This is a genomic window from Oscillatoria sp. HE19RPO, assembly GCF_024220515.1.
Classification (GTDB): Bacteria; Cyanobacteriota; Cyanobacteriia; order Cyanobacteriales; family Laspinemataceae; genus Laspinema.
In genome coordinates, this window is sequence record NZ_JAMXOT010000011.1 from 1 (window position 1) to 14,370 (window position 14,370).

The 14,370-nt window shown below is 47.0% G+C and carries 14 protein-coding genes; 3 read left to right on the forward strand and 11 right to left on the reverse strand.

Features of this window, described 5'->3' with window-relative positions; genetic code table 11:
- Positions 1 to 219: 219 nt before the first annotated feature.
- Positions 220 to 2,217, reverse strand: coding sequence for a Ycf66 family protein (locus tag NG833_RS01375; protein ID WP_254563542.1), 1,998 nt, complete (start codon positions 2,215 to 2,217; stop codon positions 220 to 222).
- A 481-nt stretch (positions 2,218 to 2,698) separates the two neighbouring features.
- On the opposite strand from NG833_RS01375, the gene gnd reads away from it, so the two are divergent.
- A complete protein-coding gene (gene gnd, locus NG833_RS01380) occupies positions 2,699 to 4,156 on the forward strand; it encodes a decarboxylating NADP(+)-dependent phosphogluconate dehydrogenase (RefSeq protein ID WP_254563543.1) in 1,458 nt (485 codons plus the stop codon).
- Between the two features lie 943 nt (positions 4,157 to 5,099).
- On the opposite strand, the gene NG833_RS01385 is transcribed toward gnd, so the two are convergent.
- The 7 genes from NG833_RS01385 to NG833_RS01415 all read right to left on the reverse strand — a co-directional run bounded on the left by NG833_RS01385 (position 5,100) and on the right by NG833_RS01415 (position 8,711).
- A complete protein-coding gene (locus NG833_RS01385; protein WP_254563553.1) occupies positions 5,100 to 5,387 on the reverse strand; it encodes a type II toxin-antitoxin system VapC family toxin in 288 nt (95 codons plus the stop codon).
- Positions 5,377 to 5,595: a hypothetical protein gene (locus NG833_RS01390; RefSeq protein WP_254563544.1), complete on the reverse strand. Its 219-nt coding sequence runs from the start codon at positions 5,593 to 5,595 to the stop codon at positions 5,377 to 5,379. Before NG833_RS01390 ends, NG833_RS01385 begins: the two co-directional genes overlap by 11 nt.
- Before the next feature lie 267 nt (positions 5,596 to 5,862).
- Complete coding sequence (locus NG833_RS01395; protein WP_254563545.1) at positions 5,863 to 7,287, reverse strand: hypothetical protein; 1,425 nt, start codon at positions 7,285 to 7,287, stop codon at positions 5,863 to 5,865.
- Positions 7,288 to 7,355: 68 nt separating this feature from the next.
- Entirely contained in the window at positions 7,356 to 7,703 is a 348-nt protein-coding gene (locus tag NG833_RS01400; protein WP_254563546.1) for a hypothetical protein, read from the reverse strand.
- Positions 7,679 to 8,140: a XisI protein gene (locus tag NG833_RS01405; RefSeq protein WP_309143824.1), complete on the reverse strand. Its 462-nt coding sequence runs from the start codon at positions 8,138 to 8,140 to the stop codon at positions 7,679 to 7,681. The genes NG833_RS01400 and NG833_RS01405 overlap by 25 nt, the downstream gene beginning before the upstream one ends.
- The gene (locus tag NG833_RS01410) at positions 8,128 to 8,331 is read right to left on the reverse strand and encodes a XisH family protein (RefSeq protein ID WP_254563547.1); all 204 of its coding nucleotides are present in this window, start codon (positions 8,329 to 8,331) and stop codon (positions 8,128 to 8,130) included. The genes NG833_RS01405 and NG833_RS01410 overlap by 13 nt, the downstream gene beginning before the upstream one ends.
- A 32-nt stretch (positions 8,332 to 8,363) precedes the next feature.
- Entirely contained in the window at positions 8,364 to 8,711 is a 348-nt protein-coding gene (locus NG833_RS01415) for a CHAT domain-containing protein (protein WP_309143825.1), read from the reverse strand.
- Positions 8,712 to 8,866: 155 nt separating this feature from the next.
- Between NG833_RS01415 and NG833_RS01420 the strand changes: the two genes are divergently transcribed.
- Complete coding sequence (locus tag NG833_RS01420) at positions 8,867 to 10,930, forward strand: NACHT domain-containing NTPase (RefSeq protein ID WP_254563549.1); 2,064 nt, start codon at positions 8,867 to 8,869, stop codon at positions 10,928 to 10,930.
- A 356-nt stretch (positions 10,931 to 11,286) separates the two neighbouring features.
- Here NG833_RS01420 and NG833_RS30270 read toward each other — a convergent pair whose 3' ends face one another.
- The 3 genes from NG833_RS30270 to NG833_RS01430 all read right to left on the reverse strand — a co-directional run bounded on the left by NG833_RS30270 (position 11,287) and on the right by NG833_RS01430 (position 13,745).
- Positions 11,287 to 11,409: a hypothetical protein gene (locus NG833_RS30270; RefSeq protein WP_256555780.1), complete on the reverse strand. Its 123-nt coding sequence runs from the start codon at positions 11,407 to 11,409 to the stop codon at positions 11,287 to 11,289.
- A gap of 22 nt (positions 11,410 to 11,431) precedes the next feature.
- On the reverse strand, positions 11,432 to 12,565 hold the full coding sequence (locus tag NG833_RS01425) for a serine hydrolase (protein WP_254563550.1): 1,134 nt from the start codon (positions 12,563 to 12,565) through the stop codon (positions 11,432 to 11,434).
- Positions 12,566 to 12,827: 262 nt separating this feature from the next.
- Complete coding sequence (locus NG833_RS01430; protein WP_254563551.1) at positions 12,828 to 13,745, reverse strand: hypothetical protein; 918 nt, start codon at positions 13,743 to 13,745, stop codon at positions 12,828 to 12,830.
- 399 nt (positions 13,746 to 14,144) lie between these two features.
- On the opposite strand from NG833_RS01430, the gene NG833_RS01435 reads away from it, so the two are divergent.
- A partial coding sequence (locus NG833_RS01435; RefSeq protein ID WP_254563552.1) for a hypothetical protein occupies positions 14,145 to 14,370 on the forward strand: 226 nt, incomplete at its 3' end.

Consider the following 14,370-nt stretch of genomic DNA (forward strand, 5'->3'; position numbering starts at 1 on the left):
CCAACAAATAAATCATCCTTGCTTTGATGCGATCGCACCTAACAAGGCTCTTTTAGCCCGCGCAGGCACCGCTTTGTCCGTGTAGCTCCAGGCTTGAGCCTGCGGGTTTTTTGAAGGTTTTATTTTTTGGAGTTCCCTAATCCAGACTAGGAGTGCGAGCAAGATGCTCCAAGAAAAAAAGCGAGCATCTTGCTCGCACTCCCAAAATTAAACGGAACCCTAGGAATTGCCTTCCTTCTGCGAGGTAGGTTCCGTGTCAGCCGGTGGAGTAACTTGACCCTGAGCTTCCCCCGATTCTGGGGTCACCTCAACGACTGCCGAATCTTGCCGTTGCGGGCGATTTAAGAACGGATTGCTCTTTGTCTCCTGCAACTCTGACTCATCCGGATCTGCCGAAGTGACTTCCACCAGCGGTTCAGAAACCTCAATCACCTCAACTACCTCATCCTCTGTAGAAACCACAGATTCCGCAGGAGGTGCGAGTTCCACTTCTGGAGCATATTCTTCAACAGGTTCAGGAGTCAGCCTCCCTTCCGGTAAAACTTCCGACACTGACTCCTCAATGACATCTTGTGCTTCCGTTTCTGGGGAATGCGGTGAAGTTGCCTCCACAACCTGTTCCTCTTGCGCCACAATTCCCTCATCCGTCGTGATGACTGCTTCTACCGCTTCCTCTGCCGATGGATTGGCAGAAGTCACCACCTCCACGGGTTCCCCTTCCTGTACCGTAACCTCCACAACTACATCATCGGTCGTGACGACCACCGTCGCCGTTTCTTCTGACGGTTTAGTGTCAGGGACTTCCGGGGAGGATTCCACTGTTGTCACCGACTCCACTGCGGGCGTTTCTTCTGCGGGTTTAGTGTCAGGGACTTCCGGGGAGGATTCCACTGTTGTCACCGACTCCACTGCGGGAGTTTCTTCTGGGGGTTTGGTGTCAGGGATTTCCGGGGAGGACTCCACTGGTGTCACCGAGTCCACTGCGATCGCCGGTTTGGGTTCTACCTCGGTTTTCGTCTCAACCGGCTGAGAAATCGGCGCTTTAGGCTTCACGGGAGGAGATTTGCGGAAATTCAGCAATCCTCGTAGACCCTCTTGAATTTGGGTCAATAAACCTGGACCCTGGGATTTTTTAGCCCCCGGAGTCGCTGATTTGGCCGCGACTTTGTTCAGGGAGGGCTTAACGGGTTCATCCAGGGGGGGATTGGGGAGGGTTTCTGCCACCGCTTCCGCTTCCGCTTTCGTGACTCCCGGACCTTCTAAATCATCCTCGTCAAAGCCAAAATCATCATCCTCGGACAATTCCGATTCCCCGGTAGCGCCTTCCAATGCTGCTGCCGCAGGCATTTCTAGTCCTTCTTCGGGAGTATCCTCCGTTGGCATTTCCCCAGGCACATCAACAGGAATGACTTCCGGTTCTGGTTGGATTAAACCGGGTTCCGGCAGTGGGGGTTCCACGGGAACCGGAGGCTGGACTAGGGTAGGTTCAGCCGGTGGGGGTTCTACGGGAACTGGAGGCTGGACCAGGGTGGGTTCAGGACTGGGAACTGAGGCCACCTCAGCCGGGGGTTGGGGTTGAGTTTTTGGCCCTGGGGTGGGTTTAGCTGGAGATTTAACTTTGTTTTTATTTTTGTCTTTATCTTTGTCTTTACCTTTAAACAAGAAAGAGAAGCGATCGGCAAATCGTGGCGTTTTTGGTTTGGCAGTGGTTACCTTCGCCGCTGGTTTTACCGGAGTCACAGGTTCCGGGGTCACTGGTTCCGGGGTCACTGGGACTTGAGGGACCTCGGGAACCGTCGCCACGGGAGGGGGGACGACTGCGGGTTCCTCAACCTTGACCGCCGTTTGCGGGACTGGTTGGGGTATGGTTTGAGGTTTCCCTGGGGATTTGGGTTTAAACATCCCTGTTAACCCTCCGGTGAGGCGATCGATTTGCTCGCCGGATACAGGAGTTTGTTCGGCCAGTGGGGTCGTTTGTCGCCGCAGGGTTAAGGCTTGCCAGCCAAACCACCCTAATAACCCCACACTCGCCATTTGTCCCAACAGGACCGCGCCGGAAATCTGGCCCGCACAGAACCATAAGACTAAGGCATAAAACAGTCCAACGCCACTCCAAATCAGGTCGCCTTTGCGATGGACTTCTGGAAAAAAGAAAGCGGCCATATAAATCGCGAAGCTACCCACCGCGACGGCTAAGGCCAGGATGTATGGAAGCATAATGCCGGTTCCCCCTGCTGTCTACTACATGGACGACGCACCCGTTCGTCTCTACAATGGTCATTCTACCGTTCCAGAGACGGCGATCGGATCTTCCCCCAAGACGATCCTGCTGGGTTTGGAGTGGAAGTCAGGATATTGGGGGGACTCAGTGGATTTTTGACCGAGGCGATCGCCCCTGACAAGAGTAGATTTTTTTACTTCCGGTCCCCTCCCCTTGGCAAGGGGAGGGTTAGGGTGGGGTCCTCTGATGATTCATTTGTCAAGAATCGGTCAACAGCGAATCATCCCATTTTCAGTTGCGCTAGAAATACCAGAGTGCCTCCAGTAAAGTGTTCGCAAACATTTGAGTGCCAGTAACTCAGGCAATCTCCCGAGAATTGGCAGATAAAGTTCTCAACAGGGGTCAACTGAAGAATTACTCTGAACGGGCTACCCTAAAAAAGGTAAGAGACAGAAACACAACGAGACCCAAAACTTTATGAGTAAGCAGAAATTTGGTGTGATTGGTCTAGGCGTCATGGGAGAAAACCTAGCTCTCAACGTCGAAAGTCGGGGCTTTCCGGTAGCCGTCTACAATCGCACCGGCAGCGTTACTGAGAAATTCATGGCTGCCAGAGGAGGCACGAAGCAAGTCAAAGCCACCTACAGCCTAGAAGACTTTGTAACGTCCCTAGAACGCCCCCGTCGCATCCTGCTGATGGTGAAAGCTGGGGGTCCCGTGGATGCGGTGATCGCTCAACTCAAGCCCTTATTAGAAGAGGGTGACATGATTATTGATGGCGGGAATTCCCTCTATCAAGACACGGAACGCCGGACCAAAGATTTGGAATCCACGGGACTGGGATTTGTCGGCATGGGAGTCAGCGGTGGAGAAGAAGGGGCGCTCAAGGGACCCAGTTTGATGCCCGGTGGGACTGAACAAGCCTACCGAGACTTAGAACCCATCCTGACTGCGATCGCCGCCCAAGTGAATGATGGTCCCTGCGTCACCTATATCGGCCCTGGTGGTTCCGGTCACTATGTGAAAATGGTGCATAATGGCATCGAGTATGGCGATATGCAGCTCATCGCTGAAGCTTATGACCTCCTCAAGAGTATCCTGGGACTGGATCATCAGCAGTTACACAAAGTATTTGCGGAGTGGAATACCACCCCAGAACTGGATTCATTTTTGATTGAAATTACTGCCGATATTTTCCGCTACCTCGACCCAACCACCAACGGTCCTCTAGTGGAAATGATTATGGATTCCGCCGGACAAAAAGGCACCGGACGCTGGACTGCTGCCGATGCCTTAGAATTAGGGGTTGCCATTCCCACGATCGCCGCTGCGGTGAATGCCCGGATTATGTCTTCCGTCAAAGAGGAACGGGTAGCCGCTTCTCAGCAATTAACCGGACCGAGTATCAAGTTTGATGGCGATAAGCAGGAATTTATCAATAAGGTTCGCGATGCCTTATACTGCTCTAAAATTTGCTCTTATGCCCAAGGGATGGATTTATTGAGCAAAGCCTCGAAGCAGTTTGGGTATAAGTTAAATCTGGGTGAAGTTGCCCGGATTTGGAAAGGCGGCTGTATTATTCGGGCGGCTTTCTTGGATAAAATTAAGCAAGCCTTTGATGAAAATCCCGAATTACCGAACTTGCTCCTCGCACCGGAATTCAAACAAACGATTTTGGACCGCCAAGAAGCATGGCGCGATGTGATTGCCATGTCGAATAAGATGGGGATTCCAGTTCCGGCATTTAGTGCATCTTTAGATTATTTCGACAGCTACCGTCGCGATCGCCTCCCCCAAAATCTCACTCAAGCACAACGGGATTACTTCGGCGCACATACTTATGAACGCACCGATAAACCCCGGGGTGAGTTTTTCCATACCGAATGGACTCAAACCGATGTAGAAACTTTGAGTAAAACAGGTCAACCCGAGTAAAAGCCGACACCCTGAAGGGTGGGGCTATACAGACAAAGCCTGCCTCCGCAGGCTAAAGAGAAGCCCACACCCTGAAGGGTGGGGCTATACAGACAAAGCCTGCCTCCGCAGGCTAAAGAATAAAGTGGGTCTGTGACAACCACCGCATTCCTCGTTCCCTGGCTCTGCCAGGGAATGCCAAATCGGAGGCTCTGCCTCCTGATATCTTTCCTGGCTTCTCATCGAAGATTTGCGATCGCCTAATTTTTTGATACAATATACTTAACTAATTCTCACAAATTTGCAAATATAATTTTTATCCGGGATTTGCCTCACATTTAAGATTACTTCCGGTCCCCTCCCCTTGGCAAGGGGAGGGTTAGGGTGGGGTCCTCTGGAAGCGCGATCGCGCTTCCAGAGGAATGAGTGGGTGGAGATTCCTCGTACAGGGGCGATTCCCTACGGGATAGCTCCGCTTACCGCACGTCACGAAAAAAGAGGTTGGATCTGTCTCCATACAGGCGCTTAAACCGTTCAGATTGTGTGACGTGGCGATCGCCACCCGTAGAACCCCACCCTAACCCTCCCCTTGCCAAGGGGAGGGGACCGGAGGTGCAGTTCAGTGTACAAAACCTATTGTTGTAAGAATCTTCTCCCCAAGACAGAGGGAAGGGCCATGATACCGAATTGGCTCAAAACCCTACCTCACTCAGAAAATCTCTAATTTTTTGAGTCTTGCTTTGGGTGCGATCGCCTTTTACGACTGCACCCAATCAGCAATTTTGCTAACCCCCATGCGACAAAAGCAGAACCAAAACTCAACAGCAAAGCCAAGATAAACGGATGGAGGCGATCAGAGTATTTTAAATCCGGCTTGAGCAAAATGGCGATCAAATGTCAAAGCAATGTTCATCTTTCTATCCTGCATTACTATAAATGAGATACAATCCACCAAACCCCATGTTTAATCTCGTCTATTTTTATACAAAGAAAATCCCCGGTCAAACAGTTCCGGGCTCAATCGCACGACTTCCACATTTTCCGATTCAAAAAAATCTTCAATAATCTGTATGGCTTCCGCTTTATAGCGGCGCGATAAAGCATTGGAAACTTCAAGCATGACCGCATCAGTAACGACCAAAAATTTGTTTTCATATTCATCCGCCATAGCTACAGCCTGTTCATGATATTGATCTCGAACATTTACTAAGGCAATGATGAATGATGTATCGACAAATATTTTAATCGTCATCAATCTTTTTTTCTCCGTTGAGATATAAATCGACATTGGCGGCAAAATCAACAGGCCCTTCAATTTTTACCTGCTTTAACTTTCTAAACAGACTAGGTTTTTCTGTTGATTGCGACTGCGAAAAATCCTTGACAATCTCATAGAGTTCTGCTAATTTAGCCTCCTCTATTTTGCCAATTTCTTCATAAATTAATTGCTTGATATTCATGGTTAGTTTCCTGAGCGACAAGGGAAAATGTATTTAAACTGTACAATTTGACTAGGGCGGCGTTAACTCCAACTTCGATAGGTTCAAACCACTCGGTTAACTCCTGCTTCGTCACCCTTCTCATCCACTATGCTTCCTGTTTGGTTATAACTCTTTATTTTATGCTTTTTGGGGACAGATGGCAATAGGGATGGGTGGGATTTTAACCACGGATTTCACTGATTTTCCCGGAGGGGTGTGATTTGGGGAACTGATGGGTTGAGTGACTTAGTTTTTTGTGTTTTGATGTGAGCGCGATCGCCTTTTGCGACTGCAACCAATCAGCCATTTTGTTAACCCCCAACCGACAAAAGCAAAAGCGAAACTCAGCAACAAGGCAAACATAAACGGATGAGGCCGATCGCCGTGGTATGCTTCCCAGGGAAAGCTCATCGGTTCTTGTTGAAAGATTAACGCCGAAGTCGAGGCGATAATTGCGCCGGTGGCAATTCCCACCCCCACTGCCTGAATTTGGTCTTGGAGGGTTTCGTTTTGCTGTTCCAAGCGGCGATCGCGTTCTGCTTGGTCCACCTCTACTAAACCGCGAATCGAGGCGATCGCTGTATCCAGTAACCCCGACCCTTGCTTAAAATAGTTCAAGTCAGCGCGGATTTGTTTTTGAAAGGCGACTGCCTCCTTCTCCCCAAACACCCGAAACCCCCCCAAAGGCATTTGCGCGAGTTGTTCCATCTGCTCCAGGGTCGTCAGATAGTTGGTATGATTAATGGCGATCGTATTGTGAGCATATTCCAGATTCCGCAATTGTTGTGAATAGCGCAGAGAAGTTCTCAGCAATTGTTTCAAGGTACTCTTCAAGTCCCCCAGTTCTTCATCCCGCAGACAATCCGGTTGAGTTTCCCGGAGATACCGTTGATTTAACTGCTTCAAACTTTCTTCATTTTCCGTAACCATCTGATCCGCTGCCTTATAAAAGCCGCGACTATCCCGAAAACTCTTACTAATTTTGTGATAATAGAGCAACAGTTCCGGCAAATTCCAATAACAGCGCTGTAAAATTAAACTGGTCTGGACATCAAAAAACACCCAAATTAACAAATGGCCATAAGGATTCACCGTTAACTCATCTCGGGGATTGCCATACTCATACAGATAGCCACCCAAAAACTCATAAAACCGATAGAGACGGGGTAGGGAATTGCCATTTTCTAGCCCAAAAAGCCTCTGCCAACAGACTTGGGCAAACTCCTCCAAGTCTTGGATTGCCTCCGGTTTGGGAATATCCAGATAGACTGTCAAAAGCAGAGTTTGCCCCAGATAGCCCAAGGGCGGCACCGTTGGCGGATTAAAACAGTCCTGGGGGTTGAGTTTCCTCAAATCTGCTAGTTTATATTCATCATGACCGTACTGTTCCGGGCAGAATAAATTTAAGTTTAAAGCATAGCTATCATGGAGGGATTGGGGATAGATAAACCCCTCCAGATTTTGCTCAGGAATCTCGAAATATTCATATTGTCTTCCCCCTTCTAGGTCAGGATTGAGCAGTAAATCAAACTCTGGGGTTCTCGCTTCATCCTGCCAGCCCGAATTGACCTTGACCCCAAACTTAGATAAAATGTCATTATATTGCTGTTTAACCCAATCTAAATTAGCCACCGTCGCCGTTGGAGACAAAGGTTTATCAGTGGCAACCACTAACCCTTCTCGATAGCGGTAGGCAAACTAATAGAGACTCGGTGCATAGAGAGAATCCGGGGTGTCAATCATGCTTGATTCTCGGGTCGGGCCTGGTGTACAGTTTCGGAGAGCATGGCTTTATTATAAACTTTACTCGGTTTTTCTCCCTCCACTGGTTTGGGGATAATTTTGCCTTTTTTTACCATATTATCGCGCAGTTGGCGCATCACTTGGGCGTCTATTTTCACCCCAAATTCTTGACACCAGGATTGAATATACAGGGCTAATTTAACGGGTCTATCTTCCACCGGCACCAAATTGGTTTCAAACTCCTGGAGATAGTCCCACAAAGGGTCATTACCCGGGCGGGTGGTGCGGGCATTTTCAATAAATGTGAGAAAGTCTTCAATCAGTTGCAGTTCTTCGGGAGGCATAATTTTGTAAATCTGGGGTAATGCTGAACATCCGTGAGGGAATAAATCCTAGGGTCATTTTCAACAACCGGCAGTTGTTGCAACTCGCTTTCAGGGATTAACTCCGGGGTTCCATAGCCGGTATAGGGGCGTTTATAGGGGGGATGCAGCCCTAAAATTATATCGGATTGGGGAACTCCCATCTCCACCAAAGCATGAGCAATATCTAACTCAGTGCCATTGCGTTGTATCCAGATTTTGCCCTCCTTAATGTCTAAATGGACAAAACAAGCATAAATATAGTCCAAGCCATTCCAACCGACATTGACCCATAAATAATGGTCGCCTTCACTGTCAAAAATTAATTGACTCTCAATGTCATCCGTTGGGGACGGATGATAAACTTGTTCTTTCAGCAGGGTTTTAATACAATCACGATAATGGGTTAATTTATCCATTGAATTATCTCCGCACTCTTCAGCCTGCGAAGGCAGGCTTCGTCCGTATAGCCCCAGGCTTGACGCTGCGGGTTTCTATTGTAACTTTTAATTTCAATTGCTTTAACAACCAACGGGTCCGCAATAATCTGCCATTGTTCTTTTTGGAGTGCCGCTTTAACAGCCTCATGAAAAAGGTCTTTCGCCGCCATATTTTCCCTTGCCTAGCCACCCAGTCTCTGCACTATTCTAACCCATTGGCGCGGAACGCGGACCAGTAGAGACGGGGGGCAAAGGGGGAGGCTGAATCATACCGGCTGAGTCTGAGTTCACAGCGGTCTAAATCATCCGGGGAGAACCCTAGGGTGGTCCTGCACCAGTCTAGGAATTGGGCCGGGGTGCGGGTTCGCAGCCAGGTGGTGGCTGCTTGGATGGCTTGGGGAATGGTGCGGGTGGGGGTGAGTTCCTCATAGAATCGGACCGAGAGAAACGCCGTGGCAAAATCATCCACACACCAGAGGGTATCGACCACCGTCCCACTCCCGGCGTAGAGCAGGGCGCTGGCGAGAGCGAAATAATTTCTGTAATGGATCTAGACTTGAGAGCCTTGTACTGCAAGCATCTTGCTCGCTAGTTGTATTGCCACTCATTTAGGACTGCTATGGTATTATAGAGTTAAACTACTATCCGGCTCTAGACCTAGTGAAAAAACTAAGTGCTTCCCTACCTAGTTTAATAACGACAGCTTTGAATGGTCTCATGTGTTGGAGTATTAATCAACTTCCGGGAAAAGATGATCTACCAATTTCACAAGAACTAATTTTGGGTCTAACACTATTCTGTATGCTAGGAATTAGCTTTTGTAGCAATCAGTCTAGTAGTTCTCAAACAACTTCCGAAACAACAAACCGTGCTTGGTTGATTGGACTACCCCCAGTGATTGGAAGTATTGTCCTCTTCCTACTGCTCAAGGGAGATCATTTACCCAGCGATCTAGCTCAATATGCGGGTTACGCATCTTTATTTTTATTTTTGATTGGAACGTTGTTGCCAACTCTCATCGCCTTTTTACAAATACGACAAAACCCCCTAACTACACCCTCTATATCATCAAATCTAACTCCCGAAGCCTATAAGAATCGTCAAGCACTACTGAACAAAGTCAAAAACTATTGGATTAAAGGGGTTTTAGAAGGTTCTCTATCTAACCGAGCGCCCATTGAGTTAGAGTTAGAAGAACGATTTGATGCCGTGCAATTAGATTGGCAAACGCCCGAACAGCCTCGCAGAAGTTTACCGAAAGGAACTAAAGCAATCAACCAATTTGACAAAATGGGTAAAGGTTGCACTATGCTCATTTTAGGAGAACCAGGTTCTGGTAAAACAACGACTTTATTAGAAATGGCCGAAAAGTTAATTCAGCGTGCAGAGCAAAATACTGAGCTTCCCATACCTGTAGTTTTCAACCTGTCTTCCTGGGCGGCAACAAAAAAGCAAAGTCTTACAGAGTGGCTTCTAGAAGAACTAAAAACTCGATATCAGATACCACAAAAAATTAGAGAAAACTGGCTTAAAAATCAAGATTTATTATTACTATTAGACGGGTTAGATGAGGTTGCAAAGGAACGAAGAAATGATTGCGTACTGGCTATCAATGATTTCAAAAACAGTTACGGAACAACCGAAATTATTGTTTGTAGCCGTTTTAAAGATTATAAATTTCTCTCTACCCGTCTACAATTTCAAGGGGCCATTTTTATTAAAGATTTAACTCCAGAACAAATCAGCGATTATTTTGACCAAGTAGGCGAGCAACTACAAGGTGTAAAAGAAGTATGGGTCAATGATGAGGTGTTACAGGAGTTGACAAAAACTCCTCTCATGCTTTCAATTATTGCCATTACTTATGAGGGTATTTCTGCTACTGAATTACCACAAATGCCTTTAGAAAAAAGACGGGATCATTTATTCAATCAGTATATCCAGAAAATGCTAAACCGTCGGCAGCAGAATCAACCATATTCTAATCAAAAAACGCTTCACTGGCTAAATTGGTTAAGCAAAAATATGTCAACTAAATCTCAAACTGTATTTTTAATTGAAGGTATGCAGCCTAGTTGGTTGTCAGAAAAAGAGAAAAAAATATATAGCTTCTTCTGCGCTATATATGTAATTTTTATTTTGTTTGTATTAGGATTTAGTTTAAACAACATAGGATTATTGAGTAATTATCCTTTAACTGTGGTTGCCTTGATAGTTATTTTAGTTGTGGTTTTATTGATAGTCATTTTAACCAATTTATTTTTAGATAAAGAAGGCAAAAAACTTTTTAATTTTCTAATCCGTTCTATAAAATTATTACTTATGTCATTTAATGCTGCCGTAATTATTAAATGGCTTTTTGAGTATTTCCAGCAAGATAATACTTATATAGAGTCAAGGGCTAAAACCAATAAAACTTTTAAACCTAATCAAGAAATATGGGCATCGTTGAAGATTAGTTTATTTTTATTGTGCTTTTTAACATTGTTGTTTAGCCTTGCTTTTGGCTACGTTTTAGGATGGAAATTAATGTCTTTATTTCAGGGGATTGTGCTGGCAGTATCTGTAGCAATACTCTCGCCACAAATGGTTGCCTGTATTCAACATTTGGCACTGCGAGTTACCTTAACCCTAAGTGGTAAAACTCCTTGGAATTATGCTAAGTTTCTGGATTATGCCACGGAACGAATATTTTTGCAAAAGATTGGTGGGGGCTATATTTTTATCCATAGAATGTTGTTGGAACATTTTGCATCCTTGGAACCCTAAATTTTATCTCATAATTAGCTTCATATCAGCATGAACGCTTTTGCTGATTGCCTTTCTAACCTAGCTAAAGTGTAGAGTGGGTAGATGGAGATCATCAGTTTCTACTGGTACTTAATGACTAGCCTTGCTCACCCACTGGTCACCAGGGACTGGTTGAGAATTTGTGGTTCCTCCCCACTGTCACAGTTGAGGAGTTCTTGAATCAGGGAGAGATACGCCTGCACTCGTTGTTCATCCATAGCAACGCACCGGGTAGGGGACTCCCCCTCATTTTAACCCATTACTCCCGAATCCAGGACAGACAATGAAGACATGATTTCACCGCCAGGACTTACGCAGATTCTGAGAATTCACGCTCAATGGAGAGGCGATTCCTGAATCGCTTCTACATTTAGGGTTTGCTCTCCCCAAATGCGTAAGTCCTGACCGATAACATCGATCGCCGTCACCGGGCAAAGGGGGCCGACTTTAGTCTGCACTCAGAACAATCGTGGCTGTAACTTAATACTCCAGCAACTTCGCCAGATCATCCACCAACTCATCCACCGGATAATTTTCATCATTGGACAACACAATGATGGTCACCGGCATCTCGGTATAATGGCGATAAAAAGTGCTGGTGCCGTACCAACTCCCACTATGCTCCACATAGTCCGGGCCCACTGCCCACCCTAAACCATAGGCAAAAGATTCGCCATTATCCAAAGTACCCGGTGTGAAGGCCAATTGTAAGGTTGCCGGTTCCACCAAATCGCCATTGCGTAACCCCCGATCATAACGGGCTAAATCTGCAATGGAACTAAAAATATTGCCATCCCCCGCAATCACCGAAGGCAAGGCAGAGGGTTCAAACTTCCCTTCCGGGGAAACCGCATAGCCCTCAGCCCGATTGGGGATCTGTTGCCCTAAATTCGCAAACACTACGGTATTATTCATCCCCAATGGCCTAAAAATCTGCTCCGCCATAAAGTCCCGAAAAGATTGCCCGGAAACCCGCTCAATGATTAAGGCTAACAGAGCATACCCACTATTGTTGTACTCAAATTCAACACCGCGATCGCCCTCAATATCCTGGGTATTCAACCATTGCAAATGATCCTCAACGGTTAAACGGGCAAAAGCCGCATCTGTCCCCTGCCAAGCATCCCCTGTATAGTCGGCTAAACCCGAGGTGTGAGAGAGCAAATCAGCAATTAAAATCGGGTCATCGGGGTTGGGTTCTGCAAAATCCGGCAGATGCTCGATGACTGCATCCTCCAGTTCCAATTCTCCCGCCTCCATGAGGATTAAAATCGCGATCGCTGTCATTTGCTTGGATACCGAAGCCAAATCAAACACCGTATCCGGGGTAATCCGGCGTTGCGCCCCCACATCGCTGAAACCATAGCCCTTTTGCCATATCGCCCCCCGATCAAGAATCAGCACCGCAACACCGGGCCCATCCTCCCAGAGGCGATCGGCAACGAGGCGATCTATTTCAGCCGTGGGTTTAGCCCCAAAGGCAAACTCCGATGACTCGCCCACTTTACCCCCCGATGACCCCAGGGGAATGGCGAAACAACTGGATAACAGCAAACTGCTCAATAGGTAAAGCGGGTTGATCATAAAGGAGGCGAGTCTAGGTTTAGGGTTCATCAGCTTTTGCTCATCAAGATTTCAGATATAACTTTCGGGGGTCATTTGTCTTATGTCATTTGTGGAAACTCGGTTTCTTGTCCCCTACCCCAGAGTTAGAAACCGGGTTTCTTACCTAAATTTTTGAGGAGAATCACAGATATTGCTAGAAACCCGGTTTCTTGTCCTACCCCTAGAGTCAGCAACCGGATTTCTTTCCTCAATTTTTGATGAAAACCAGAGATGTTGCTAGAAACCCGGTTTCTTGTCCCTCACTCCAGGTTCAGAAGTCACGGGAAAACCGAGCTAAAAGTTCCTCGCGGGATAGCTGCAAAATCAACTGAGCTTGCTCCAATGGGGGAACTTCGATTAACGCCTCGATTATCTGAGCTAATTCCGCATCCACAGTACCAAATTTCACTTGCAGCAGGCTTTCCACCAGCCGCCGCTGTCCTTGCTGGACTCCTTGCTGGACTCCTTCCTGGATGCCTTCTTCTTTAACAGTTTGTAACCGTTGTAAATACAGGGGTGATAGTTCCATAATTAACTCCCTCTCTTCTGGGGCTAAATTTTGCCGAGCTTCTAGCATTTCACGCAGGTTGTACAGTAATTCTAGCGTGGTTTCTCGCGTGGGATTATCCGGTGGGAGTTGGTATAATTCTTGCAGGGCTTGTTTTTGCACTTTGCCGGTTCCTAAAATCCGCAACCACAGGGTTTCGGGCGTCGGTGGGAGTTGGTGGAGGACGATAATGGCGCTTTGCAGTCCCCTGGGTAGAAAGTAAACACCGCTCATCCAGTTTTCTAAGTCTAAGGTAGCGCCAAAATCGGCTAAGATGGCGGCGGATGCGGTAGGAGTCATAATCCACAACCGAGGTGATTCGGCGAGAGTGAGCCGTCTTTTTTCCCGGACAGATTGACGTTCAAATTCTGCCTTGATATCTAAGAGTTTCACCAGACAACTACAAATTTCTCGGGGTTTAACTGGATTGCTAAAGGGTTCAAACACCGCTGGAGTTGTTGCCAACCTTCCCAGTAAGCCGATGTGACTGGCATCGGCGATGTTTTCCGGGTTAGGCGTGAAAAATATGTCAATTTCTCGCCGTTGGGATGCCATAGTTTTGCTGGTTTCAGTTTGACCTAATTGCCTTAACAGTTCCTGGATGTATTTTTTGGTGAATTCGTCGTAGATAAATCTGGTCATTTGTCATTTGTCGTTGGTCATTGGTCATTGGTCATTGGTCATTGGTCGTTGGTCGTTGGTCATTGGTCGTTGGTCATTGGTCGTTGGTCATTGGTCATTGGTCATTTGTAGAAATTCGGTTTCTTGTCCCTCACCCCAGGGTTAGAAACCGGGTTTCTTGACTCAATTTTTGATGATAACCCCAGATGTTGCTAGAAACCCGGTTTCTTGTCCCTTACCCCAGATTCAGAAACCGGGTTTCTTGACTAATACGGAATTCGGTTGCTGTAGGTCTATAAAAACCCACAGGCTGTTCGCGTAGCGTTCCGTAAGGAAAGCCTGGAGGCTCACAGGACGGAGCCTCTCCTGCGCGGGCTCAAAGCGAAAACCGACTTTTAACAACCGGATTTGGTATAAATCTTGTTGACAATCACAGATGTTGCTAGAAACCCGGTTTCTTGTCCCTCCCCCCATTCTGCCGATCGCAACCCCTATCAAAAAAGCTCAAAAAAAACCCCCCGCCATAACAGCGGGGGGTTTTTTCAACTAATTACCAGTTGCAGGTTAGCCGAACTTACTCGCAGTCGAAGCAATCAAGAACGCCGCATAAGTCAGGATATACCCCACCGTAAAGTGAGCCAAACCA